The organism is Proteus sp. STS61-E (genome assembly GCF_040932335.1).
In the GTDB taxonomy this organism is placed as follows: domain Bacteria; phylum Pseudomonadota; class Gammaproteobacteria; order Enterobacterales; family Enterobacteriaceae; genus Proteus; species Proteus mirabilis_B.
Genome location: NZ_JBFQGE010000003.1, coordinates 386270 through 410170 on the forward strand (window position 1 = coordinate 386270; position 23901 = coordinate 410170).

Here is a 23901-nt window from a genome sequence, read left to right on the forward strand (position 1 = left end):
ATTCAGCCAATTCCGTAGTCTGATTAAATCAGAATGCTCTTTGATAAGGTAAGATACCGCGTTCAAGCATTTTCTGGCTACCCAAACTATGATTGTTACTTAGGCCTCTGAGTTCCACATTGACAGACCATTTATTATCAATATCGCTGTGGTCAACTTTCCAGCCAACAATTTTTCGTTCATAACCCACATTCACAGCCCAGCAACAGGTATTGTATTGTAGACCAACCATTTGGCTAACAGGTTCTGATTCTTTGGTATCAAAGTAATAAGCACCGACAAGTCCCCAACGCTCTGCTAATGGCCAACTTCCAACGACACCGACTTGTGAAATGCCTTTTTGGTATTCAGGAAGTTTATTAATACCACCATCATAAGGGCGAACACGTGTTGCTTGGATATAGTCACGATCAACATAACGATAGCTTAACTGTAGAAGGTGATCGCTATCTGCGCGATATTCCATAACTGCATCGCCCATTGAGACGCTACCTAAGCGACGGTCATATTGTAAACCACCACGCATACCCACAGTATCCGTGATCCGCCAGTAGGCATCACCCGCCCATACCATTGAACCTGTTTCATCTGTGCTATTGATAATTTCGTTACCAATAGAAGATGGGCCTGTTCTTGGACGCTCAAAGAAGTAGATTTGACCTACAGAAACGTTAAAACGTTCAACTAATTCGCTATCATAAAAACGCGAAGTTACACCAGTGGTTAATTGGTTTGCAGAAGCAATGCGGTCTAAACCACCATACATTCTATCGCGGAAAAGTCCGCCATAGTTTGATTGTAATAATGCAGAGTCAAAGTTATTGATATTAGACTGATCTTTATAAGGAACATAAAGATACTGCACTCGCGGTTCAAGGGTTTGCGTAATATCGTTTGTTTGGTATTGACGCTCAAAAACCACTTTCATATCAGATTTAAACTGCGGCAGTACACGATTAACACTGTCATCTAATTTCTGGTTAGCGTACTTTTTCTTATAAGCGTCAGGAATATCTTGATCGTAATGAGTTGCCATTAGCTTTAATTCATTATTAAAGCTTGCCCAACCCGTAGATGCAGGGAGTGAAATCGTTGGCTCAATATGGAAACGATTTGCTTCAGGCGTGTTATCTCCGACACTGGTAAAGCGAACAAATTGAGCGTAAGTACGGAAATCAAACGGCCCCATATCATTCTTGTAATAATTGAGATCAAGCTGTGGCTCTGCACGATAAGCTCTTGCATCTTTATTATCAGAGAAGACTTGGAACTGTTTAGTGGTTAATGTGGCATTCCAGTTCTGTTGTGCATAACCCGTACTAAATTTCTGAGTTGCATAACCATCTGTAGTGTTACCATATTGAGAGGTAAAATCAGTGAAGTATTTGTTATCACTGACTTTTGTGTAGTCGATATTAAATCGCCACACATTATTCATGACTCCACTGTGTCCCCAGTAGAATAACCAACGATTTGCTGTATCACGAGGAAGATAGCCCGCTTTATTTTCGTCTTTATCTTTATTGTATTGGCTATCGTGATTAATCCAATCAACAGCAATGGTACCGCGTCCCGGAGTGGTTAAATAACGGAATTCGTTATCTAATTTTAAACCACGACGACTGATATAGTTGGTACTGATGGTCGCATCATAATTAGGGGCGATATTCCAGTAATAAGGCAGTAAGAAATCAAAGCCTGAACTACGGGAATAGCTTCCGTTAGGAATTAAGAAACCAGAACGGCGTTTATCACCAATCGGCAATTGAAGATAAGGGCTATAAAAGATGGGCACATTGGCTACACGAAAACGTGCATTCCAGATTTCAGCGACTTGTTCTTCACGGTCTAAAATAACCTCTGAGCCGACAACGCTCCAGCTACTATCTCCCGGTAAACAAGACGTGAACATGCCTTTGTCCATAATGGTATAGCGGTTTTCGCCACGCATTTGCATTTTATCAGCGTAACCACGGCCTTGACGGCCAACCATTTGGTAATCACCTTGCTCGATGTCCGTATCTTTATTATTAAGGTTAGACCAAGCACGAGGGCCTTTTAAGATGATTTGAGGATCATCATAAGACACATTTCCCGTTGCTGTGACCATTCTTAATGGCGTTTCTCCCTCAGTTTGTGTCAGTTCAACACTGTCGGCACTTAAGGTTTGGTTTCCCTGTTTAATATCAACATTACCTTTATATTTGACCATGCGAGGATATTCGCCTTGCATATCATTTGCGGTAATGGTGACAGGCAAGCTGTTAGGATCGCCTTGTACTAATGGTTTGTTATAAACAGGAACTCCCAGTAAACATTGGGAGGCAAGATCAGCATAAGCAGGCTGACCGTATATTGTGGCCCAAACTAGGGTGGCCAGCAGTGTGGGATAACTTTTTTTCATAAGTATTTATGTGCTTCCGTCATCAGTGGCTTCGTGCTGATAAACAGCTAGAAACTAACGCAGGGAGTTATGCGACACCAGCCCAACGTTCTGAACATTGTTCTAACGGTAACCGAAAAATAGGCGTAAGCCTCATTTTTTCGATGTTTCTGTGTTGAAATAGGGTTATAGCCTTATTAGAAACAAAAAAACACCGCGCTAATGCGGTATTTCGTGCTGTATAACAACGCTAAAGTTATTCGTTTGGTCACTCATTTTACTTTAACACAATTTAAACGAAAACAGCATTACCTCTGTCCAAAGAGAAACAGTAAATCGCTTCATTTTAAGAAAAAGTCTATTTAGAGGTTGCTTGGTGTTAGGTGTGCAAGCAAATGAATAGTATGATAATGCAAAATTGCTGTCAGAGCATTGAAGATTTGAGGAGTCTATGCGCTATTGGGGAAAATTATTAGGCCTTACCATTGGTAGTTTTGCAGGAATAGGCTTTTGGGGCATTGTTATTGGTGTTTTTCTTGGGCACCTCTATGACATGCAACGAAGTAAATTAGGAAGTGGTGGGCGCTATACGCGTGATAGACAAGCTTTTTTCTTTGCTGCAACCTTTCAAGTTTTAGGACACCTGACTAAATCAAAAGGGCGAGTGACTCAAACTGATATTTCTCTTGCCAACGAATTAATGGATCGCATGAATTTGCACGGTGTTGGTCGCCAAGCTGCGCAACAAGCTTTTAGAGAAGGTAAATCACCTGACTTTCCATTAAGAGCCACATTGCAACGTGTTCGACAAATTTGTGTGGGACGTCGCGACTTACTTCAGATGTTTCTGGAAATCCAATTACAAGCTGCTTTTGCGGATGGTCAACTGCATCCAAATGAAAGAAAAATGCTGTTTATCATTATCGATGAGTTAGGTTTTTCGCGTGCACATTTTGAACATATATTAGCAATGATGCAGGCTGGTCAGAATTTCCATTATCAAAATGGACAGGGTTATCAGCCTCAACCTCAAGGCCCAACGCTCTCTGATGCGTGTAAGGTACTTGGTGTTGATGAGAATGATGATGTTAAAACCATAAAGAGAGCTTATCGAAAATTAATGGGTGAACATCATCCGGATAAACTTGTCGCGAAAGGTTTACCGCCAGAAATGATGGAAATTGCAAAACAAAAAGCACAGTCTATACAAGTTGCTTACGATTTGATTAAAAAAGAAAAAGGATTTCGTTAACATCTTGTAAAAGAAGATGAGAAAAGAGAGAATTATTCCGTGATAGAGATAACTTAGGTTGAGTTGAGTTTATTATTTATCACGGTAAAATATAAGTGAAATTTAATTATTTCATTCTCTCTTCTCTTAAAAAAGGAACTATATCCATGTCAAACGTCCGTGTTCTTGTTGGGGTTATGGGATTAGCGCTTTGCCTGCTCCTTGCTTCATTGAGTTCAGTGACTGTTTTAGTGTCATAAGACACTAAAAATCGGCAAGGCATTCAAAATGTATCGGGGATCGGAAAGCAGGATGCGTAATAAATAATTCCTGAGCATGTAACTGCAGGCGAGGTGCCATCGCTCTTGCCTGCGGGTGTGCATAAAAGCGATCCCCTAAAATAGGATGCCCCAACGCTAGCATATGTACCCGCAATTGATGTGAACGCCCAGTAATGGGTGAGAGTTTCACTCTTGTTGCATTCTCTTCATATTCCAACACTTCATAAAAAGTTTGCGCCGCTTTCCCTGTTTCATGACAGACTTTCTGTTTTGGTCGATTAGGCCAATCACAAATCAAAGGTAAATCAACTAATCCTTCTTCTTTTTCGACATGTCCCCAAACGCGAGCAATATAGGTTTTTTTCGGCTCACGTTCGCGAAACTGGCGCTTTAGTTCGCGCTCTGCTTCTTTATTGAGTGCAACAACGATAACGCCACTGGTTGCCATATCAAGGCGATGCACACACTCAGCATTAGGAAATTCTGCTTTAATACGTGACATAATACTGTCGTTATGCTCTGGCGCTTTGCCCGGTACTGACAATAATCCGCTGGGTTTATTGACGGCAATAATATGCTCATCTTGATATAAAACATGTAACCAAGGATCAGTCGGCGGGTTATACACTTCCATCATGGTGGATATCTCATCAAAACAACGGGGAGTAAAATACTCCCCGCTTTAACGGTAATTATTGGTGGGTAACGACAATTAAGCGAATTGAGTCTAAACGCCACGTTGCTTCATCTAAATGATTAAGAATATGAGCACGTTCATTTTCAATTGCTTCGACTTCATCATCACGAATATTTGGGTTTACTGCACGTAAAGCTTCTAAGCGCGATAATTCATGAGTCAACACGCGATCTGCTTCTTCTTTCGCTTTTTGGATAAGTCCTTTCGCTTCGACTTCCATTAAAGGTTCAGAGGCTTTAAGTACATGGTGGACTTCACTTTGTACTGCATTGACCAATTTGCTCGAAGTATGGCGATTAACGGCATTTAATTGGCGGTTAAAGCTTTCAAACTCAACTTGAGATGCAAGGTTATTACCTTTCAGATCAAGTAATAAGCGAACTGGTGTTGCAGGTAAGAAACGACTTAAATGAAGATGTTTAGGCGCTTGTGCTTCTACGACATAAATCAGTTCAACTAACAGCGTTCCCACTGGCAATGCTTTATTTTTTAATAAGGAAACGGCACAACTTCCTGTATCACCAGATAAAATTAAATCTAAGCCATTACGAATAATTGGGTGTTCCCAACTGATAAATTGGGTATCTTCACGAGATAGCGCTTGCTCTCTATCAAAGGTGATAGTGCAACCATCTTGCGGTAATCCAGGGAAATCAGGCACTAACATATGATCAGATGGCGTTAAAATAATTAAGCTATCACTACGATCTTCTTGATTAATACCGACGATATCAAACAAATTCAGTGCAAAGTTCACTAATTCAGGATCGTTATCTTGTGCTGCAATTTCACCTGCTAACTCAACACCGACTTCACCACCGTTAGAGTGCATTTCTAATAGGCGATCGCGGCCTTGCTCAAGTTTGAGCTTCATTTCATCATGTTGTTTACGACAAGCGACAATAAACTCATCAAAATCAGCTAACTCATTAGGCTGTGCAAGGTAATTAACGAGAGCATCATATTTGCTGTCATAAATAGTACGACCGGTTGGGCAAGTATGCTCAAAGGCATCTAAGCCTTCATGATACCAGCGTAATAATACGGATTGAGCAGTCCCTTCAAGATAAGGAATGCTAATATCAATGTCGCGATTTTGACCAATACGATCGAGACGACCAATACGTTGTTCGAGTAAATCAGGGTTAAATGGCAGATCAAACATAACCAGTTGATTAGCAAACTGGAAGTTACGTCCTTCAGAGCCTATTTCTGAACATAGCAGAACTTGTGCGCCTTCTTCTTCAGAAGCGAAATAAGCAGCAGCGCGATCGCGTTCAAGTAATGACATACCTTCGTGGAAGACTGCCGCACGAATACCTTCACGTTCACGTAAAACTTGCTCTAATTGCAACGCGGTTGCTGCTTGAGCACAAATTACCAGTACTTTTTCATTACGATTTGCAGTTAAGAAACCGAGTAACCATTCAACACGCGGGTCGAAGTTCCACCATGTTGCGTTTTCACCTTCAAATTCTTGGTAAATACGTTCAGGATAAAGCATCTCTTTTGCGCGAACTTCAAGACTTTTTTTAGCTGCCATAATCTCAGCCACTTTAATCGCAGTTTGATATTGCGTTGGTAGTGGCATTTTGATCGCATGAAGTAAGCGATTAGGGAAGCCTTTAACACCAGAACGTGTGTTACGGAATAACAAACGACCCGTTCCATGTCTGTCCATTAACATATGGATGAGTTCTTGGCGAGATTTAGTACGTTCTTCACCTTGCGTATTTGCCGCTTTCAGTAATGGCTCAACATCTTGCTCGCTGATCATTTCACTGATGATATTTTGTTGTTCGGTATTTAAATCATCTTCTGATAGCAAAATAGTGACAGCATCGGCAACAGGGCGATATTTTTGTTGCTCATTAATAAATTCGTTGTAGTCATGGAAACGACTTGGATCAAGCAGACGTAAACGTGCAAAGTGGCTTTCTTGACCTAACTGCTCTGGGGTTGCAGTTAATAGCAATACAGAAGGAATAGATTCAGCTAACTCTTCAATTACTTGATATTCACGGCTTGGCGCATCTTCGCTCCAAACAAGGTGATGAGCTTCATCGACAACTAACATATCCCATGTTGCTTCGACTAAGTGTTCAAAGCGTTGCTTGTTTTTACGTACAAAATCTAAAGAACAAATGATCATCTGTTCTGTTTCAAATGGATTATCGCTATCTAATAAAGATTCGCTATAACGGCTATCATCAAACAGTGAAAAACGTAGATTGAAACGGCGTAACATTTCAACTAACCACTGATGTTGTAAGCTTTCAGGTACAATAATCAACACTCGCTCAGCACGACCATCCATTAATTGCTGGTGGATGATCATACCTGCTTCAATTGTTTTACCTAAACCAACTTCATCAGCTAATAATACGCGAGGGTTATGACGTTTACCCACTTCATTGGCGATATAAAGCTGATGAGGGATAAGACTTGCACGAATACCACGTAAACCACTTTGTGCTTGCTTAAACTGCTCGCTCATAAACTTACGTGCGCGGTAGCGTAATGCAAAGCGATCCATGCGGTCGATTTGACCTGCAAAGAGGCGGTCTTGCGGCTTATTAAAAGTGAGTTTGTTATCTAAGAATACTTCACGTAATTGTGCAGGCTCTTCAGTGTCTAAACGTACACCATGGTAGATAAGTAGGCCGTTATCTTCTACAACGTTATCGATGGCGAGCTTCCAGCCTTCGTGACTGGTGACGGTATCTCCTGCATTGAACATCACCCGCGTTATTGGTGCATCATGACGGGAGTAAAGGCGGTTTTCGCCACAGGCAGGAAAAAGTAAGGTGACCATGCGGGCATCAACTGCCACAACAGTACCCAGTCCAAGCTCGCTTTCAGTATCGCTAATCCAACGTTGACCAAGAGTAAAAGGCATATATATAAACTCAGCTCTCAAATATATAATTTAGGAATTATTAATGAATGCAGTATTGCGGTGTTGTCATTAAAATCTGCGGGATAAAAAGGGCTTATTCTTTGAACAAAGAAAAGCTAATTATCACCAAAGGGGCGTTATGTTAATAGATGCAAAGCAAACCGTCACCTGCAAAATGACACAAGTTAAAATGAGAGTGTCATTTGCCCATTTAACAAGGTTGAAAAATCATCTTGTATAAAAGGTAGGATTGCATCTGCAATAGGCATTAACTGCTTGTTGATATAGTGTTCGTAATCAGGTGCAGCGGTAATGTGCTCTAATGGTTCAGGCCCCAAGAGGGTAATTATATAACTAATCCAACCGCCTTGCTGATATTGTTGAGGTCTATTTTGGGATAAATTATATTCATCCGCCTTACGTGCCGCTTTGACATGAGGGGGGACGTGGTGCTGATATTCTGATAATTTTCGACGTAACCGTTTACGATACACTAATCTCTCATCATATTTTCCCGCAAGCGTATCTGCGACATAATCACGAATAAACTGCTGATAAGGTTGCTGATGAAAAATGCGCGTATAAAGCTCTTGTTGAAATTTTTGAGCGAGGGGCGTCCAATCTGTTCTGACGGTTTCTAATCCTTTAAACACCATCTTATCATTGCTGAGTCCGGCGTAGCGTTTCTTGCTACCTGTTTCCATACCTCGAATAGTGGGCATTAAAAAGCGACGATAATGGGTTTCGTATTCTAGTTCTAATTTGCAATCTAGTTGGTAGTTTTCAAAAAGATGTGTTTTCCACCACTGGTTAACATCTTGTACTAATTGAGACCCAATCTGTTGTGCTTGTTGTTCTGTGTGAGGTGATTTCAGCCAAACAAAGGTTGAATCCGTATCGCCATAAATAACTTGATAACCTTTGGCTTCAATTAATTCTCGTGTTTTTTTCATAATTTCATGACCTCGTAGCGTAATAGAAGACGCTAAACGAGGATCAAAAAAGCGACAACCTACAGAGCCTAAAACACCATAAAAAGCGTTCATAATAATTTTGAGGGCTTGAGAGAGTGGGGCATTTTTATGTAATTTCGCGTTATCTCTTTCATGCCAAATTTGCGACACAATAGCGGGTAAACAGTGTAACTCTCGCGAAAATCGTGCCTGACGAAATCCAGAAATAGAAAATTTTTCATCAGGTTGGTGCATTCCTTCAATCATACCTACGGGATCGATTAAAAAAGTACGAATAATAGAGGGATAAAGGCTTTTATAATCAAGCACAACAACAGAATCATATAAGCCAGGAGCCGAATCCATGACAAAACCACCGGGGCTATGCTCTTCTGGTTTTTCACCTTGGTTAGGCGCAACATACCCAATGCGATGCATTGAGGGGAGATAGAGATGGGTAAACGCAGCCACAGAGCCGCCACTTCTATCAACGGAAAGCCCCGTAACACAAGCTCTCTCCAATAAGAATGCCATAAGAGATGTCGCATCAAAGATACGGTTCACTAAGACACAGTCTTGCCAATTATAATAAGCCAGTGCGGGCTTATCTTCTTTAAAGCGTCGATTAATTTCGTCCATTCTGGCATAAGGTGTATCGATGGCTTTGCCTTCACCTAATAGTGTTTGAGCAACAGATTCGAGGCTAAAAGAGGGGAAATTCCATGTCGCCATTTTCAAAGCATCGATACCATCGATAATTAAACGACCTTGAGCAGAAGCAAAAAAATGGCCTTTTTTAAATCCATGCTCTCGCCATTCTAACGGACTGTTTTGGCGACCTAATAATAAACTGACGCCATAACGTTGAGCATGTGTGTACAAAATACGCAGATCAAACTGAATTAAATTCCAACCGATAATCGCATCAGGATCGTAATGTTGCATCCACTCATTTAACTTTTCAATTAAACGCAATCGGCTACTGACATAACATAAGCGATAGCCTTCCGGTTGCTGACTTTCACTCTCTATGGGCAACTCATCAGTAAGCATAAACACTACATCATCACCACAACCGGCAAGCCCAATAGAGTAAAGCTCACCAAACTCACTGGTTTCGATATCTAAAGAGACAGTTCGAAGCGCAGGTCGATAATCGGGGGCTGGTTTTAATGTAGTAATATTATTTTGCTGATAACGAAACCAAACTGGTGCGGTGATAAAGCGCTCCATCATATAACGTTCATGAGGGCGGATATCCGCTTCATAAAGGCGAATATGGTGCTCTTTAAGTTGTTGCTCAAGTTGGACAAGTTGGCGATATTGTTTGCAATAAACACCAAAAACGGGCTGTCTTTCGAAATCTTTTAAATCGAGAGGGCGAATTTCAATATCAGGATTTTTATTAACGAGAGAACGCAAAACAGTTTCATGTTGGCGGGCAACAAAGCCAATTGCGCGTTGCATAGGAACAGTAATTTTACGCGGGCCATTATCCGTAGCCAGCCAATAAGAGACGACAATACCTTTCGGTGTGTCGCTCCAGTGGCGAGTAAGAATAAAGCCTTGTTCCGTATGACCAATCATGAGCACCTAATAAATACCAATAATTCACTAAAGATGTGTTTATTATAGTCAATATAGTGGTTATTTATACAGTTAATTTTGGCTGGGATTAATTAAACGGAATACCTAAAATAAGTGATTGATCCACTTCACCATTTATTAGTGATTGTGTATTTCCATCATACACAATCATACCATTATCTATCACAATCGCTCTTGAGGCGATTTTCGCTGCATCTTCTAAGCTATGAGAAACCATCAATAAGGTTAACGCTTTTTCACGGCAAAGTTGCTCGAGTAGTGCCAACATCTCAATGCGTAAAGCGGGATCGAGTGCAGAAAAAGGCTCATCAAGTAACAAAATAGGTTGTTCACGAACAAGGCAACGAGCAATGGCAACACGTTGACGTTGACCACCTGATAATTGAGAAGGTAAACGTTCAAGATATTCACTAAGAGCCACTTGCTCAGCTCGACTCTCTAATAGGGCTTTTTGATCTTCAGATAGCTTTAATCCCGGATTTAATCCTAAGCCAATATTTTGCCTTACGGTCAAATGAGGGAATAAATTATTATCTTGAAATAACATAGAAATAGGGCGTTTTGCCGGTACTGTTTTTGTATGATCTTGCCCGTTAAGAAACAGACTTCCCTTTTCTGATGGCAAAAAACCAGCAATTAAACTGAGTAATGTACTTTTACCAGCACCACTTGGACCTAATACAGCAATGCGTTCTCCTGCATTAACCGTTAGATTAAATAAGAGATGTTGGTGTTCATAGGTGTAAGCAAGGTGCTCTAATTTAATCATGAGATTTTCCAGCTAATCGTTCTATTAGGCTAAAAAGAGAGAAGCAAAGTAGCAATAAGATCATGGCCGTTACTGCACCATCTTGTGTGTGGTAAGCGCCAATTTGCTGATAAAGATAGAAAGGCAATGTTCTAAATGTTTCATTACCAAATAGGGCAACAATACCAAAATCACCAATAGAAATAACACAAGCAAAGGCAAGCGCTTGTGAGATTGGTTTTTTTAATGCACGTAGTTCTATCCAACGAAGCCGGTTTATTCCTTGCAAATTCAGTGACTGACATAAAAGGCCATAACGCGAAGCGATATCATTCATCGGATTTTCCAGCACTTTTAAAGCATAAGGAATGGCAATTAATGCGTTGGTTAAAATCACTAAAATATAAGGTGATTCAGGTAATCCAATTGTATTGTTTAATAACAGAAAAAATCCTGTTGCCAACACAATGCCCGGCATCGCCAGAATAATCAAACCACTCATTTCCATGGCTTGTCCTGCTTTTTTAAAATGGCGTAAGCGAAGCTCTCGGCTACTCCATAGCAACATCATTGTTAATACAACGCAGACAATACCCGCACCAACGGCAATAATCAGTGAAGTTGTAAAAGCTTGCCAAAGTATAGGTTGTTGTATAACACGTAGAAATTGGCTATTAAGACCATCAGTGATTACGGCCAAAATGGGCGGCACTAAAAAGAGGATTGCAAGGATGATAATCAAACCATCGGTTATTTTGCTAAATATTGGATCATAGGGATCACGCCAATGCAGTTTTTGACTGCTTCCCACAAAAAGAGAGCCTTTTAGCTTTTGGCTGATAAGCACTAACCCTAAGCAACAAAAAAGCTGGATCAGGGCTAAAAGCGCAGCACGATGTAAATCGTAGTCATAACTTAATGCTTGATAAATAGCGAGTTCAACCGTTGTTGCTGCGGGGCCTCCGCCTAAAGCCAACACCGTAGCAAAGCTTGCAAAGCAGAGCATAAAAATCAGTGACGCAGTGGGGAGCATTTGTCGCCATAAATAAGGAAATTCCAGAAAGCGAAAACGTTGCCAGCCATTCATGCCTAATTGTGAGGCTAATTGGCGTTGCTCTGATGAGATGCTTTCAAGTGCTTGCAATAGCATTCTGGTTGCTAATGGCATATTAAAAAAGATGTGAGCTAATAAAATGCCTTGCAAACCATAAGGCGTAAATTGGTAGTCGATCCCTAGCCATTCACAAATTTGAGCAACCCATCCAACTCTGCCATAAACCGTTAAAATGCCAAAAAGGGCGACTAAAACAGGCAACACAAGGCTCATTGCACATAGGCGTAAAAAGAGTGTTCGCCCTTTAAATTGGCGTCGATAGAGCGCTTTGGCGAGCCAAATAGCAGGTAATATTGAAAATAGTGCAGATAAAAAGGCTTGCAAGAAAGTAAAACGAACGACATGCCATAAATATTCATCAGCAAAAATAGAGGACAGCTCGCCACTTGGTGCATTAAACCACAATGCGCCAAATGACAATAACGCCACAATAAGCAGTAAACCCGAGGCACATAGCCCCGGGATAAGCCATCTTCCCATTAGCGACTAACCGCAGATTGCCAATTACGAGTCCATGTCTGGCGCTCTTTTGCGACAATTTCAGCATCAAATTGCAATGATTTTTCAGGTTTAGGCATTAAAGAATAGACCTCAGGTAATGGCATATCTATAACAGGATACATCCAATTGGTAGTCGGTATCGTTTCTTGGAATGCAGGGGTTAACATGAACTGCATAAATTGCTGTGCTAATTCAGGTTGTTTGCTCGATTTGAGTTTTGCGGCAACTTCGACTTGTAAGTAGTGTCCTTCATCAAAAATTGCTGCGGCATAGTTATCTTTTTTATCCGCTAGAATGTGATAACCCGGGGATGATGTGTAACTAAGCACAAAATCACCTTCGCCTTTTAAGAATAAGCCATAAGACTCACTCCAACCTTTAGTGACTGTCAGTGTTTTCTCTGACAATTTTTTCCATTCAGTAGCGGTGTTTTCAGGATAAAGCGACTGCATCCATAGCATTAAACCTAAACCTGGAGTACTGGTACGAGGATCTTGATAGAGGATCTTCCATTGTTCTTTGCTGTTTAGCAATTCAGCCATGCTTTTTGGCGGATTTTGGACACGGTTTTTATCATAAATAAAAGCAAAGTAGCCGTAGTCATAAGGCACAAAAGTATCGTCAGTCCATTTTTCAGGTAAGGTCAGTTTGGATGTATCGATATTACTTGGCGCAAAAAGTCCGGTTTCTTTTGCTGCGTGGATCAAATTATTATCTAATCCTAAAATAATATCCGCCTTACTTTTATCACCTTCCATACGTAAGCGATTAAGTAGAGATACGCCATCAGACAGAGCAACTAGTTTTAATTCACAATCACATTGCTGTTCAAACGCTTTTTTTATTGCAGGTCCCGGACCCCAATCTGCGGTAAATGAATCATAGGTGTAAACCGTGAGTGTGGGTTTTTGTGCTAAGGCTTGAGTCGAAAAAGTGCTCATAATGCCCAGTGCGCCGAGCAGGAAAGTAAAGCGAAGCGATTTAGTTAACACGTTTAGTTCCTCAGTAAAAGTCAGGTAGGATCTGAGGAGTGAGGATGGCAAACCATTGAATATTGCAACATCCTGACTCAAATCCCTACGCCAGTATTAGCTGGATCAGGTTCCACGAGTTTTTCTCAGCCTAGAAAGGCACCCCGTTGAGACTTTCCCATTGTAGATAAATACGCACGTCATGCAAAGTCTGTTGATAGAGGTTTACCGTCTGTGAGTAGTATGAAACAATGAGTTATCTTTCAAATTTGGTTATTGAGGTAGTCTAGTGATCGATGATGATGGCTACCGCCCGAATGTAGGGATTGTAATTTGTAATCGGCAAGGGCAAGTGCTTTGGGCTCGTCGCTATGGGCAACATTCATGGCAGTTTCCTCAAGGAGGAATTAACCCTGGAGAATCGCCAGAGCAGGCAATGTACCGAGAGTTGTTCGAAGAAGTTGGGTTAAGTCGCAAGGATGTCAAAATTCTTGCCTCCACACGTAACTGGTTACGTTACAAGTTACCTAAGCGTTTGGTGCGTTGGGACACAAAACCTGTTTGTATTGGACAAAAACAGCGTTGGTTCCTTTTGCAGTTAACAAGTAATGATAAAGACATCAATGTTCAACAAAGCAAAACGCCAGAATTTGATGGCTGGCGTTGGGTGAGTTATTGGTATCCAGTTCGACAAGTCGTCTCTTTTAAACGCGATGTTTATCGACGTGTAATGAAAGAGTTCGCACCAGTAGTCATGCCATTGCAAGAACAAGTGTCTTTACCACGTCCATCGTATGGATATCGGCGTAAAAGGTATTAGATAACACTATGCTGACACGTTTGCGAGAAATTGTAGAAAAAGTGGCTATGGCAGCAGGGCTTCCAGAAGCGCTTGAACTCTTAGTCAAGGAAACGTGTCAGGCAATGCACACGGATGTGTGTTCTATTTATCTTGCCGATAAACAACGTAGTTGTTTTTATCTTATGGCGACCAAAGGGTTAAAAAAACCTAGAGGGCGAGCCGTTAGCCTTTCATTTGATGAAGGCGTTGTTGGTGAAGTGGGCCGTCTTTCAGAACTTATCAACTTCGCTGATGTTCGTGAACATCCTAGTTTTAAATACCTTCCTCAAGTTAAAGAAGACGATCTCCGCGCTTTCCTTGGCGTTCCTATCGTTTATCGTCGCCAACTCTTAGGTGTATTAGTCGTTCAGCAAAAAGAGCGTCGCTTATTTAATGAGAGCGAAGAATCTTTTATGGTGACGCTGGCGACACAGCTTGGTGCCACATTATCGCAAGTACAAACTAAAGGACTTTTTGGGCAATATCGTCAAAGTCGTATTAAAGCACTTTCAGTTTCTACTGGCGTGGTTATGGCTTATGGCTGGCAAGAAGTTTCTCAACCTATCCTTGAAAATGTTTTTAAAGCCAGCGCCCTTGATATAAAAGCAGAATTAAATCGACTTACGGTGGCTTTAGAAGATGCGACCGCAGAATGTCGCCGCTTTAGTAAGCGCTTTATGGCGAATGCACAAAAAGAGAGCGCTGCTATTTTTGATCTCTACTCGCATTTACTTAACGATCCTCAGCTCAAACATAAAATGACTGCAATCATTACACAAGGATATGTTGCGGAATGGGCTGTCAAAGTAGTGGTTGAGAAAGTCGCCGCTCAATTTTCTAGCCTGAAAGATGGTTATATGCGAGAGCGAGCTTCTGATCTTAAAGCATTAGGGCGTCGGTTATTATTCCATTTAGATGATGATCTAAGCTCAACCAATATTTGGCCAGAACGTTTTATTTTGGTGGCTGATGAGTTAAGTGCAAGTTTATTGGCAGAACTACCAGAACAGCAACTTGCTGGTGTAATTGTTCGAGATGGTGCAACTCACTCGCATTCTGCCATTCTTGTTAGAGCAATGGGCATACCCGCAATTATGGGGGCGGATATCCAGCCTGAGCTTTTACATAATCGAATGCTTATTCTTGATGGTTATCGTGGTGAGATTTTTATCGAGCCTGAGCCTTTTATTACTCAAGAATATAAACAAATTATTGATGAAGAGAGCGTATTAAGCCAAATTGCAGAAGAGCAGCTTGAACAGCAAGCGGTTTTAAAAAATGGTGAGGCAGTTAGCGTTCAACTGAATGCGGGATTAAATATAAAATATGAACAACGCATTAGTGTCGGAATCGATGGCGTTGGTTTATATCGAACAGAAATCCCTTTTATGCTACAAAGTGGTTTTCCTTCAGAAGATGAACAGAAAAATCGCTACCGTGAGATCCTCTCTTTTTTCCCTGATAAACCCGTTGTATTACGTGCTCTAGATATTGGTGCTGATAAGCAACTTCCTTATATGCCAATTAATGAGGAAAACCCCTGCTTAGGTTGGAGAGGAATAAGAATATTGCTCGATCAACCGGAAATCTTCCTTATTCAGCTACGCGCAATGCTAAAAGCAAACCTCGAATTTAAAAATTTGAAAATATTGTTGCCGATGGTGACAAGTATTGATGAAATTGACGAAGCTAGAACATTACTGCTACGAGCATGTGATGAAGTGAGTCGAGAGCTAAAATGTGAATGTGCTCCACCTCCGTTGGGTATTATGCTTGAAGTGCCTTCATTGGTGTTTATGCTGTCACAACTAGCCAATCGGGTTGATTTTATCTCTGTTGGAACAAACGATTTGACTCAATACTTACTTGCAGTCGATCGTAATAATACCCATGTAGCATTACTCTATGATAATTTGCATCCTGCGTTATTGCGTTCACTGAATTTGATTGCAACACAATGCCAATATTATCAGTTGCCAGTGAGTGTTTGTGGTGAAATGGCGGGTACGCCAATAGGGGCATTGCTGTTAATAGGGCTCGGTTTTAGGCAGTTAAGCATGAGTGGTCGTAGTTTACCTAGGGTAAAATACTTATTGCGCCATCTTGATCCTGTGATGTTACAGCCTTTTATGCAACAGGTGTTGCAAGCTGAAACAGCAACAGAAATTAAAAAATTGTCTTCTGAATTTATGGAACGGCAAGGATTAGGTGGATTAATTCGCGGAGGCATCTAGTAAGCCTTCGTATAAGCCTTTTCTATGTTGGCAATAAATGACCAGCACAGAAATTATTGATTAAGTGAAGTAGGGAATAATGAGTATAAGCTACCTTAAATTTCCAGAGATCGATCCTGTTATGTTTTCTATCGGGCCTGTGTCATTACACTGGTACGGTATGATGTATTTAGTTGGTTTTGTCTTTGCCTTATGGCTTGCAAACCGTCGAGCTGCAAAACCAAATAGTGGTTGGACTAAAAATGAAGTTGAAACATTACTTTATGTTGGTTTTGTGGGTGTGTTTATCGGTGGTCGTTTAGGTTATGTTTTATTCTATAACCTACCTGTCTTTTTAAATGATCCTCTTTACCTCTTTAAAGTATGGGATGGCGGTATGTCATTCCACGGCGGTTTAATTGGGGTAATTTGTGCCATGATTTGGTTTGCTAAACGTACTAAACGTAAATTCTTCCAAGTGGCAGACTTTGTTGCACCATTAATTCCATTTGGCTTAGGGTTAGGTCGTGTTGGTAACTTTATTAACGGTGAATTATGGGGACGCGTCACATTCGATACGCCTTGGGCTTTCTTATTCCCAACCTCGCGTTCTGCGGATCTCCAGCTTGTTGCCCAAGATCCAGCAACACTACTGCCAATCATTCAAGAATATGGGGTTTTACCTCGTCACCCATCACAGCTCTATGAAATGCTGTTAGAAGGGGTGGTGTTATTTATTATTCTTAATATTTTTGTGCGTAAAAATCGCCCAATAGGCAGTGTGTCAGGTTTATTCCTTATTGGTTATGGCGCATTCCGTATTATTGTTGAATTCTTCCGTCAACCAGACGCACAACTAGGATTATTTGGTGGTGTGAGTATGGGACAAATTCTTTCAATTCCAATGATTTTGTTGGGTATTATTTTTATGGTATGGGCTTATCGTCAAGATAAAAAAACACCACAAAATCCAACACCTGCTCACAAATAGTGTGAGATAAATTTTTTATTATTAGCTAATTACAAGAGAGACAACATGAAGCAGTATCTGGCATTGTGTCAACGCATTATCGATGAAGGGCAATGGATTGATAATAAACGGACAGGAACCCGTTGTTTAACGGTGATTAATGCTGATCTGGAATATGATGTTGCAAATAACCAATTTCCGTTGATAACGACACGTAAAAGCTTCTATAAAGCCGCAATTGCAGAGTTGTTAGGGTATTTACGCGGTTACGACAACGCAGCGCAATTTCGTGAAATTGGTTGTAATACATGGAATGCAAACGCTAATGAAAATGGGGCATGGTTAAATAACCCTCATCGTAAAGGTGAAGACGATATGGGGCGTGTTTATGGCGTTCAAGGACGTCAGTGGCAACGCCCAGATGGTTCCCATTTTGATCAACTACGTAAAGTGATAGATAACTTGACTAAGGGTATAGATGATCGTGGCGAAATCGTAACGTTCTATAACCCGGGTGAAACTGAGCTAGGTTGTTTGCGTCCTTGTATGCATACACACACATTTTCATTAGTGGGTGATACGCTTTATTTAACCTCTTATCAACGTAGCTGCGATGTGCCATTAGGTTTGAATTTCAACCAAATACAGTGCTTTGTGTTATTAGCGCTGGTGGCTCAAATTACAGGGCATAAGCCAGGTAAAGCATTTCATAAGATAATCAATGCACATATCTATGAAAATCAATTACCACTGATGCGAGATGTACAACTAAAAAGAGAGCCATTGCCGCTACCAACATTACATATCAATCCAAAAATCAAAACGTTGGAAGATATTGAAACGTGGGTAACAACAGATGATTTTACCGTTGAAGGTTATCAATGCCATGAAGCGATAAAATATCCATTTACGGTTTAATTTTCCCTTTACATTTAAAGCCTCTGTTCAGTGATAAACAGGGGCTTTTTTATTTCTATCATTAACTTTAAATACAATAAACTAAAGTTAGCTCAATCTAACTGAAAATCATTTTTTGTATTTGTTCTGAAAATATTGTTACTGCGTCACTGTTCGAAAAAAACACTCTCTTTTATTTACCTTACAAAGGTTTAGCTGCATTCTCAATTGCAGGATCTAAAGGAGAAAAAATGAACAGTAACATGGAAATAAACCTAAATAGAAAACTTGAACAAGAGAGTGAATTTGGGATAAGCCTGTTTGAAATGCTTATTGTCATGATGATCACTTCTATTCTAAGTTACTTATCAATCACGACTTATCAGCAATTTACTCATCAACGTCAATTGATACATAGTGTGCGAGAAACCATCGCTTTTCTTTCTTATCAGCGACAACAAGCGCTACTGTTTAATATAAAAATTAAAATATCACTTCATTTATCACCCAGTAATAAAGTCGTCGCTATTCCTTTTCCTCTTCGACATTCACCTGAAAAACAAATGGTTTTTCAATTAGCGTCTGGTATTCAACTTAAACAATCAACAGTTTCAAATTTTACGTTTGGGGGGCTTCGTCAAACCTTAAGACCAATGAGTTTTGTGCTTCAAAGTTCAGAAGGTGAAGTGAGCATTGTTATTTCATCTTTAGGCAGAATAAGAGCATGTAGCCAGAAAATTAAGGTGTTTTCGCCATGTTAAAGCGATCAATATTTTCATTTTCATCTGGCATGATGCTGATGGAGTGTCTTTTTGCCATGGCAATTAGTGGTGTTCTATTTCTTTGTATTAGTCGAGCTTATCCTCAAATAATGAACACACTGATCTATTGTTACCAGCAATACCAGTTAGATATTTTCTTAAGAGAACGGTTATTGGTACTAGAAACACAACTAAGGCGCACTGGGTATTGCAACGGTGATTGTACCCATGCATTGAAGTCAAAGAAGTTTCACACTTCACCCTTAAAAATAGGGCAGTATTCTTATCAAGAAAAAAACTCCTGTGTTATTTTCGCTTATGATGTAAACGGTAATGGTCTATGGGATGCGCCTTCTTCAAAAGAGAGTGATTATTTTGGTTATCGGCTTAAAAACGGGCAATTGGAGCAATTAAGAGGAGTGCAAGATTGTACTTCTTCAGGATGGCAACGATTTTTTGAAAGTCATGAGATTGAAGTGACGGAATTTATTTTACGCCCTTATTCAAGACGACATTTTATTAAAGATAAGCCTCTTTTTTTCCTTTCAGTCTCTTTAAAATTTCATTTAAAACAATCCTCTACTGTGAAGTTGCATTACAAGAATGATATTCGGTTAAGGAATGTGACCACGTTATGAGTATTGATTCAATTCACAATAAAAGTGAACAAGGATTTGCAAGTTTACTCGTGGTAATGGGGTTTATTGTTATGAGTTTATCGGCACTTGGAAGTTTTGCTTATTATTACAGACAGTCGCAACAAATAGTGATGCAAGAGCTACAAGCACGACAAGCTTTTTTATTTGCTGAGTCTGCATTGGTGTGGGGAATAAAGCTGAATTGGGAAATTTCGTCGTCACAGTTAAATAAATGGCAATGCCGTCATTTTCATGCAGACCCTAAAATAAAAAGCTGTTTATTTTTGCTCTCTTTGGAAAAGGGCTTATTACAAGGGCAAGCAGAAAGCTTAAAGAGTTATAAAATATATCATTATCAATGGGTTGGTTTTTCGAAGGACAAAAATAAATCTATTGTTGCACATCCAAATGGATGGCTAGATTATTGCCCATTAGTGCATAAGGAGTGTGCGTTATAGATAACAGTCAAAATAAATCAGAAAATGGCTCTATTTTACTTAATACAATGTTTATATTACTGTTTTTTAATATTAGTTTTGTCGCTATTATAGGGTATAGTCAATCATTAAAAGCTGATTTTCAGCAGTTAATTCAAATTCAGCAGGTAGGGCAGGAACTTTTTGTTTTATTTGAACAAATGTCTGATAAATCACCTGACTATTTCGCATCTAACCGAAAAATAATGACACGCTCACTTTTACACTCTGAAGGTTGTCAGCAGATAGAAGGTTATGTTGCCAATCATGTATTACCTGCAATAAGGCTGTATTACTGGTCATGCTATTAATAAGATGAGGATCTGATGTTTCATATATATCACTCAAATCAGTTGTCATTACTAAAGTCACTTATGGTGCACTTTATGCAGACCAGACCACTTTCTTCTCCTTTTGAACAAGAAGTGATCCTTGTACAAAGCCCCGGAATGTCTCAGTGGTTACAAATCCAGCTTGCCGAAAGTTTGGGTATTGCTGCTAATATCCATTATCCATTACCAGCGACCTTTATTTGGGAAATGTTTACTCGGGTATTATCAGGTATACCTAAAGAAAGCGCTTTTTCTAAAGATGCCATGACATGGAAATTAATGGCATTACTTCCTGAATTTTTACCTCATGAAGAATTTAAACCTTTATTGCATTATTTAAATGATGATGAAGATAAACGTAAGCTTCACCAGCTAGCAGGGCGTGTGGCTGACTTATTTGACCAATATTTAGTTTATCGTTCAGATTGGCTAGCTTCGTGGGAAAAAGATGAGTTAATCGAAGGGCTGAGTGAAAATCAACGCTGGCAAAAAATATTGTGGGTAGCATTACAGCAATACACAAAAGATCTTAATCAGCCTCAATGGCACCGTTCTAATCTTTATCAACAATTTATCTCTACATTAAATAATGCAGAAGAAGGGCTGCTTCAGCACTGTTTTCCACCTCGTATTTTTATTTGTGGAATTTCAGCGTTACCTCAAGTTTACTTGCAGGCGTTACAGGCTATTGGACGTCATACCGAGATCTATTTACTTTTTACCAACCCTTGCCGTTACTATTGGGGAGATATCCAAGATCCTAAATTTCTCGCTCGTCTTAATAGTAGAAAACCACGCCATTATAAACAATTACATGAATCCCCTTGGTTTAAAGATGAAATAAATGCTTCTTCGTTATTTAATGACGAAGGTGAGCAAAATATTGGTAATCCGCTATTAGCATCATGGGGAAAGCTAGGTAAAGATAATCTTTATTTCCTCTCTGAACTTGAATACACCGATGTGTTGGATGCGTTTGTTGAGATCCCAAGAGACAATCTACTTCATCAATTGCAAGCTGATATCCTTGATTTAGAAGATTTTTCACAATTAGGTACAACACTTGAAACTTATGAGTGTAGTGAAAATAAACGTGTGATTTCGCCAGATGATTATTCACTGACTTTTCATGCTAGCCATAGTCCACAGCGCGAAGTGGAAGTGCTACAAGATCAATTACTGCATTTGTTAGAGCAAGATCCTGAATTACTGCCGCGTGATATTATTGTGATGGTTGCGGATATTGATAGCTATACACCTTATATTCAAGCTGTGTTTGGTAATGCGCCTTCAGAACGTTATCTTCCTTTTGCTATTTCAGATAGAAAAGCGCGTCAAGCACACCCTGTATTACAAGCTTTTATTACGTTATTAGAGCTTCCTCAAAGCCGTTTTACTGCCGAACAAGTATTGGCACTACTCGAAGTTCCTGCTTTAGCTGGGCATTTCTCTATTTTTGAAAATGAATTAAAACTATTGCGTCGTTGGGTTGATGAGTCAGGTATACGCTGGGGATTAGATGATGAGAATGTGGCTTCATTCTTATTACCTATTACGGGTAAAAATACGTGGGAATTTGGCTTACTGCGCATGTTGCTTGGCTATGCGATGGAAAGTGAAAATGGTCCTTGGAAAGGCGTTCTTCCTTACGATGAATCCAGTGGATTAGTCGCTGAACTTGCAGGGCATCTCGCTGATTTTCTTTATACATTAAGCGATTGGCGTACACGTTTGAGTGAAACTCGTTCATTAGAAGCTTGGCTAGAAGTTGGACAACAATTAGTTGATGCCTTTTTTGAGTCAGATGAAGAAACGGAATTAGTCTTAGCGCTTATTATCCAACAATGGCAAAAAGTGATTGAAAACGGATTGAAAGCGCAATATCAAAATGAAATTCCGCTAGTTCTTATTCGTGATGAATTAACAGTGCGGTTCGATGATGAAAAAATCAGTCAACGCTTTTTGGCTGGTAGTATTAATTTCTGTACATTAATGCCTATGCGCTCTATTCCCTTTAAAGCGGTGTGTTTATTAGGCATGAACGATGGTATTTACCCTCGTAATATTCAGCCGCTAGGGTTTGATTTAATGGCGGAAAAACGCCGTCGTGGTGATAGAAAACGCCGTGATGATGACCGCTATTTATTCCTTGAAGCGCTTAGCTCAGCTGAAAAATACCTTTATATCAGCTATATTGGAAAATCGATACGTGACGATCGAGAATGTAATCCATCAGTCTTAATCAAAGAATTACAAGATTATATTGGGCAAAATTTCCGTCTACCAGAGGATGGTGGACTTAATGTCGATGACAGTGCGGCTCGTGTAAACCAGCGTTTATTAACACAACATAGCCGTGTTCCTTTTGCTCAAGAAAATTTCCGCATAGGCGCTTCCTTTCGTTCTTATGCCTCTGAATGGCTACCTGCTGCTAGTGGGCAAGGAGAGGTTCATCAAAGTTTTACTGAGCCACTTAATGATGATGACACAATAGATAAAGTCTCTGTTGATGCTCTGGCACGTTTTTATCGTCATCCTATTCGTGCTTTCTTCCAACAAAGATTAAAAACAAATTTCGTTATTGAAGAAACAGAATTACCCGAAGAAGAGCCATTTGTGATAAATGCGCTTCAACGTTATCTATTGAATCAATGGTTACTAAAAGCATTGATTGATCAAACCTCAACAGAAACACTGTTTGAGCGAATCAAAGCAGCAGGACAACTTCCAGCGAGTGCTTTTGGTCAAATCTATTGGGAGCAACAAATAGAAGAATTACTTCCTTTAGCTGAAAAGATAAGAAGTGAACGATTAGCCACACATTCTGTCACATTAGAGCAAAGCTTTAGTGCAATGCCATTGATTGGTCGTTTAAATGAGGTACAAGCTGATGGTTTATTACGTTGGCGACCAGCCAGCTTAACCGCTAATGACTTATTGCAACTTTGGATTGAGCACCTAGTGTATTGCTTGAAAGGGGGAACTGGCGAGAGTCGTTTTTACGGTAGAAAAGAGACTCAATGGTGTTTATTACCCGTTGATCCTGAGTTTGCCTATGCAACATTAGATAAGTTAATCAGTGACTATAAACAAGGATTAAACAGCCCATTAGCATTATTTGCGAAAAGTGGCTGGGCTTGGTTACAAGCTTGCTATGATAAAAAATCACAAGAGTTTTTACTTGATGATGAAGAGACACTTGAAAAAGCAGAATTAGTACTGATGCAACATTTAACGGATAGCTATAATCGAGATGGTGAAATGAGTGACATGTATGTTCAGCGTGCTTTCTCTCAATTAGACGAACTTTTTTTACAAACAGTCAAACAGACGGCATTAACACTATTTAAACCAATAATTCCATTTCTGAAAAAATAAGGGAGCTCA

18 protein-coding genes and 1 riboswitch are annotated in these 23901 nt (G+C 40.0%); of the genes, 11 read left to right on the forward strand and 7 right to left on the reverse strand.

The window, feature by feature from the left end; all coding sequences use genetic code 11:
• Window positions 1-28: 28 nt before the first annotated feature.
• On the reverse strand, window positions 29-2404 hold the full coding sequence (gene lptD / locus AB4J89_RS10030; protein ID WP_088494664.1) for an LPS assembly protein LptD: 2376 nt from the start codon (window positions 2402-2404) through the stop codon (window positions 29-31).
• A gap of 8 nt (window positions 2405-2412) precedes the next feature.
• Between lptD and AB4J89_RS10035 the strand changes: the two genes are divergently transcribed.
• Entirely contained in the window at window positions 2413-2562 is a 150-nt protein-coding gene (locus AB4J89_RS10035) for a hypothetical protein (RefSeq protein WP_162556638.1), read from the forward strand.
• A gap of 272 nt (window positions 2563-2834) precedes the next feature.
• A complete protein-coding gene (gene djlA, locus AB4J89_RS10040; RefSeq protein WP_088494665.1) occupies window positions 2835-3635 on the forward strand; it encodes a co-chaperone DjlA in 801 nt (266 codons plus the stop codon).
• A 243-nt stretch (window positions 3636-3878) separates the two neighbouring features.
• Here the strand turns inward: djlA and rluA are convergent, their stop codons facing one another.
• The 6 genes from rluA to thiB form a co-directional block, all read right to left on the reverse strand.
• The gene (gene rluA / locus AB4J89_RS10045; RefSeq protein ID WP_006535967.1) at window positions 3879-4532 is read right to left on the reverse strand and encodes a bifunctional tRNA pseudouridine(32) synthase/23S rRNA pseudouridine(746) synthase RluA; all 654 of its coding nucleotides are present in this window, start codon (window positions 4530-4532) and stop codon (window positions 3879-3881) included.
• 55 nt (window positions 4533-4587) lie between these two features.
• Window positions 4588-7491 (reverse strand): RNA polymerase-associated protein RapA, encoded by a 2904-nt coding sequence (rapA, locus tag AB4J89_RS10050; protein WP_088494666.1) that lies wholly within the window; start codon window positions 7489-7491, stop codon window positions 4588-4590.
• A 185-nt stretch (window positions 7492-7676) separates the two neighbouring features.
• Entirely contained in the window at window positions 7677-10031 is a 2355-nt protein-coding gene (locus tag AB4J89_RS10055; protein WP_088494667.1) for a DNA polymerase II, read from the reverse strand.
• Between the two features lie 88 nt (window positions 10032-10119).
• On the reverse strand, window positions 10120-10821 hold the full coding sequence (gene thiQ, locus AB4J89_RS10060; protein WP_088494668.1) for a thiamine ABC transporter ATP-binding protein ThiQ: 702 nt from the start codon (window positions 10819-10821) through the stop codon (window positions 10120-10122).
• Window positions 10814-12394 carry a thiamine/thiamine pyrophosphate ABC transporter permease ThiP gene (gene thiP / locus AB4J89_RS10065; protein ID WP_088494669.1) on the reverse strand — a complete coding sequence of 527 codons (1581 nt, stop codon included), beginning with the start codon at window positions 12392-12394 and terminating at the stop codon, window positions 10814-10816. The genes thiQ and thiP overlap by 8 nt, the downstream gene beginning before the upstream one ends.
• The gene (gene thiB, locus AB4J89_RS10070; protein WP_194951149.1) at window positions 12394-13407 is read right to left on the reverse strand and encodes a thiamine ABC transporter substrate binding subunit; all 1014 of its coding nucleotides are present in this window, start codon (window positions 13405-13407) and stop codon (window positions 12394-12396) included. The genes thiP and thiB overlap by 1 nt, the downstream gene beginning before the upstream one ends.
• Window positions 13408-13471: 64 nt before the next feature.
• Window positions 13472-13563, reverse strand: a riboswitch (TPP riboswitch).
• 112 nt (window positions 13564-13675) lie between these two features.
• On the opposite strand from thiB, the gene rppH reads away from it, so the two are divergent.
• From rppH to recC, 9 genes are all read left to right on the forward strand, one after another.
• Window positions 13676-14206: an RNA pyrophosphohydrolase gene (gene rppH, locus AB4J89_RS10075; protein WP_036934096.1), complete on the forward strand. Its 531-nt coding sequence runs from the start codon at window positions 13676-13678 to the stop codon at window positions 14204-14206.
• 8 nt (window positions 14207-14214) lie between these two features.
• Window positions 14215-16461, forward strand: a complete 2247-nt coding sequence (gene ptsP / locus AB4J89_RS10080; protein ID WP_368469100.1) for a phosphoenolpyruvate--protein phosphotransferase — start codon at window positions 14215-14217, stop codon at window positions 16459-16461.
• Between the two features lie 79 nt (window positions 16462-16540).
• Window positions 16541-17431: a prolipoprotein diacylglyceryl transferase gene (lgt, locus tag AB4J89_RS10085; protein ID WP_088494672.1), complete on the forward strand. Its 891-nt coding sequence runs from the start codon at window positions 16541-16543 to the stop codon at window positions 17429-17431.
• A 45-nt stretch (window positions 17432-17476) separates the two neighbouring features.
• The gene (locus AB4J89_RS10090) at window positions 17477-18328 is read left to right on the forward strand and encodes a thymidylate synthase (RefSeq protein WP_088494673.1); all 852 of its coding nucleotides are present in this window, start codon (window positions 17477-17479) and stop codon (window positions 18326-18328) included.
• Window positions 18329-18558: 230 nt separating this feature from the next.
• Window positions 18559-19068, forward strand: coding sequence for a potassium:proton antiporter (locus AB4J89_RS10095; protein ID WP_227718972.1), 510 nt, complete (start codon window positions 18559-18561; stop codon window positions 19066-19068).
• Window positions 19062-19706 carry a prepilin peptidase-dependent protein gene (locus tag AB4J89_RS10100; protein ID WP_368469103.1) on the forward strand — a complete coding sequence of 215 codons (645 nt, stop codon included), beginning with the start codon at window positions 19062-19064 and terminating at the stop codon, window positions 19704-19706. Before AB4J89_RS10095 ends, AB4J89_RS10100 begins: the two co-directional genes overlap by 7 nt.
• The gene (locus AB4J89_RS10105) at window positions 19703-20164 is read left to right on the forward strand and encodes a DUF2509 family protein (protein WP_088494675.1); all 462 of its coding nucleotides are present in this window, start codon (window positions 19703-19705) and stop codon (window positions 20162-20164) included. Before AB4J89_RS10100 ends, AB4J89_RS10105 begins: the two co-directional genes overlap by 4 nt.
• Window positions 20152-20493, forward strand: a complete 342-nt coding sequence (locus tag AB4J89_RS10110; protein ID WP_227718973.1) for a hypothetical protein — start codon at window positions 20152-20154, stop codon at window positions 20491-20493. Before AB4J89_RS10105 ends, AB4J89_RS10110 begins: the two co-directional genes overlap by 13 nt.
• Window positions 20494-20508: 15 nt before the next feature.
• Window positions 20509-23892 carry an exodeoxyribonuclease V subunit gamma gene (gene recC / locus AB4J89_RS10115; RefSeq protein WP_368469105.1) on the forward strand — a complete coding sequence of 1128 codons (3384 nt, stop codon included), beginning with the start codon at window positions 20509-20511 and terminating at the stop codon, window positions 23890-23892.
• The last annotated feature ends 9 nt before the right edge of the window (window positions 23893-23901 follow it).

Excerpts from the sequence above, each read along its gene's own strand:
- lptD (WP_088494664.1), bottom strand. The coding sequence starts at position 2,404 with ATGAAAAAAAGTTATCCCACACTGCTGGCCACCCTAGTTTGGGCCACA.
- AB4J89_RS10035 (WP_162556638.1), top strand. The coding sequence starts at position 2,413 with ATGTGCTTCCGTCATCAGTGGCTTCGTGCTGATAAACAGCTAGAAACT.
- djlA (WP_088494665.1), top strand. The coding sequence starts at position 2,835 with ATGCGCTATTGGGGAAAATTATTAGGCCTTACCATTGGTAGTTTTGCA.
- rluA (WP_006535967.1), bottom strand. The coding sequence starts at position 4,532 with ATGATGGAAGTGTATAACCCGCCGACTGATCCTTGGTTACATGTTTTA.
- rapA (WP_088494666.1), bottom strand. The coding sequence starts at position 7,491 with ATGCCTTTTACTCTTGGTCAACGTTGGATTAGCGATACTGAAAGCGAG.
- AB4J89_RS10055 (WP_088494667.1), bottom strand. The coding sequence starts at position 10,031 with ATGATTGGTCATACGGAACAAGGCTTTATTCTTACTCGCCACTGGAGC.
- thiQ (WP_088494668.1), bottom strand. The coding sequence starts at position 10,821 with ATGATTAAATTAGAGCACCTTGCTTACACCTATGAACACCAACATCTC.
- thiP (WP_088494669.1), bottom strand. The coding sequence starts at position 12,394 with ATGGGAAGATGGCTTATCCCGGGGCTATGTGCCTCGGGTTTACTGCTT.
- ptsP (WP_368469100.1), top strand. The coding sequence starts at position 14,215 with ATGCTGACACGTTTGCGAGAAATTGTAGAAAAAGTGGCTATGGCAGCA.
- lgt (WP_088494672.1), top strand. The coding sequence starts at position 16,541 with ATGAGTATAAGCTACCTTAAATTTCCAGAGATCGATCCTGTTATGTTT.
- AB4J89_RS10090 (WP_088494673.1), top strand. The coding sequence starts at position 17,477 with ATGAAGCAGTATCTGGCATTGTGTCAACGCATTATCGATGAAGGGCAA.
- AB4J89_RS10095 (WP_227718972.1), top strand. The coding sequence starts at position 18,559 with ATGAACAGTAACATGGAAATAAACCTAAATAGAAAACTTGAACAAGAG.
- AB4J89_RS10100 (WP_368469103.1), top strand. The coding sequence starts at position 19,062 with ATGTTAAAGCGATCAATATTTTCATTTTCATCTGGCATGATGCTGATG.
- AB4J89_RS10105 (WP_088494675.1), top strand. The coding sequence starts at position 19,703 with ATGAGTATTGATTCAATTCACAATAAAAGTGAACAAGGATTTGCAAGT.
- recC (WP_368469105.1), top strand. The coding sequence starts at position 20,509 with ATGTTTCATATATATCACTCAAATCAGTTGTCATTACTAAAGTCACTT.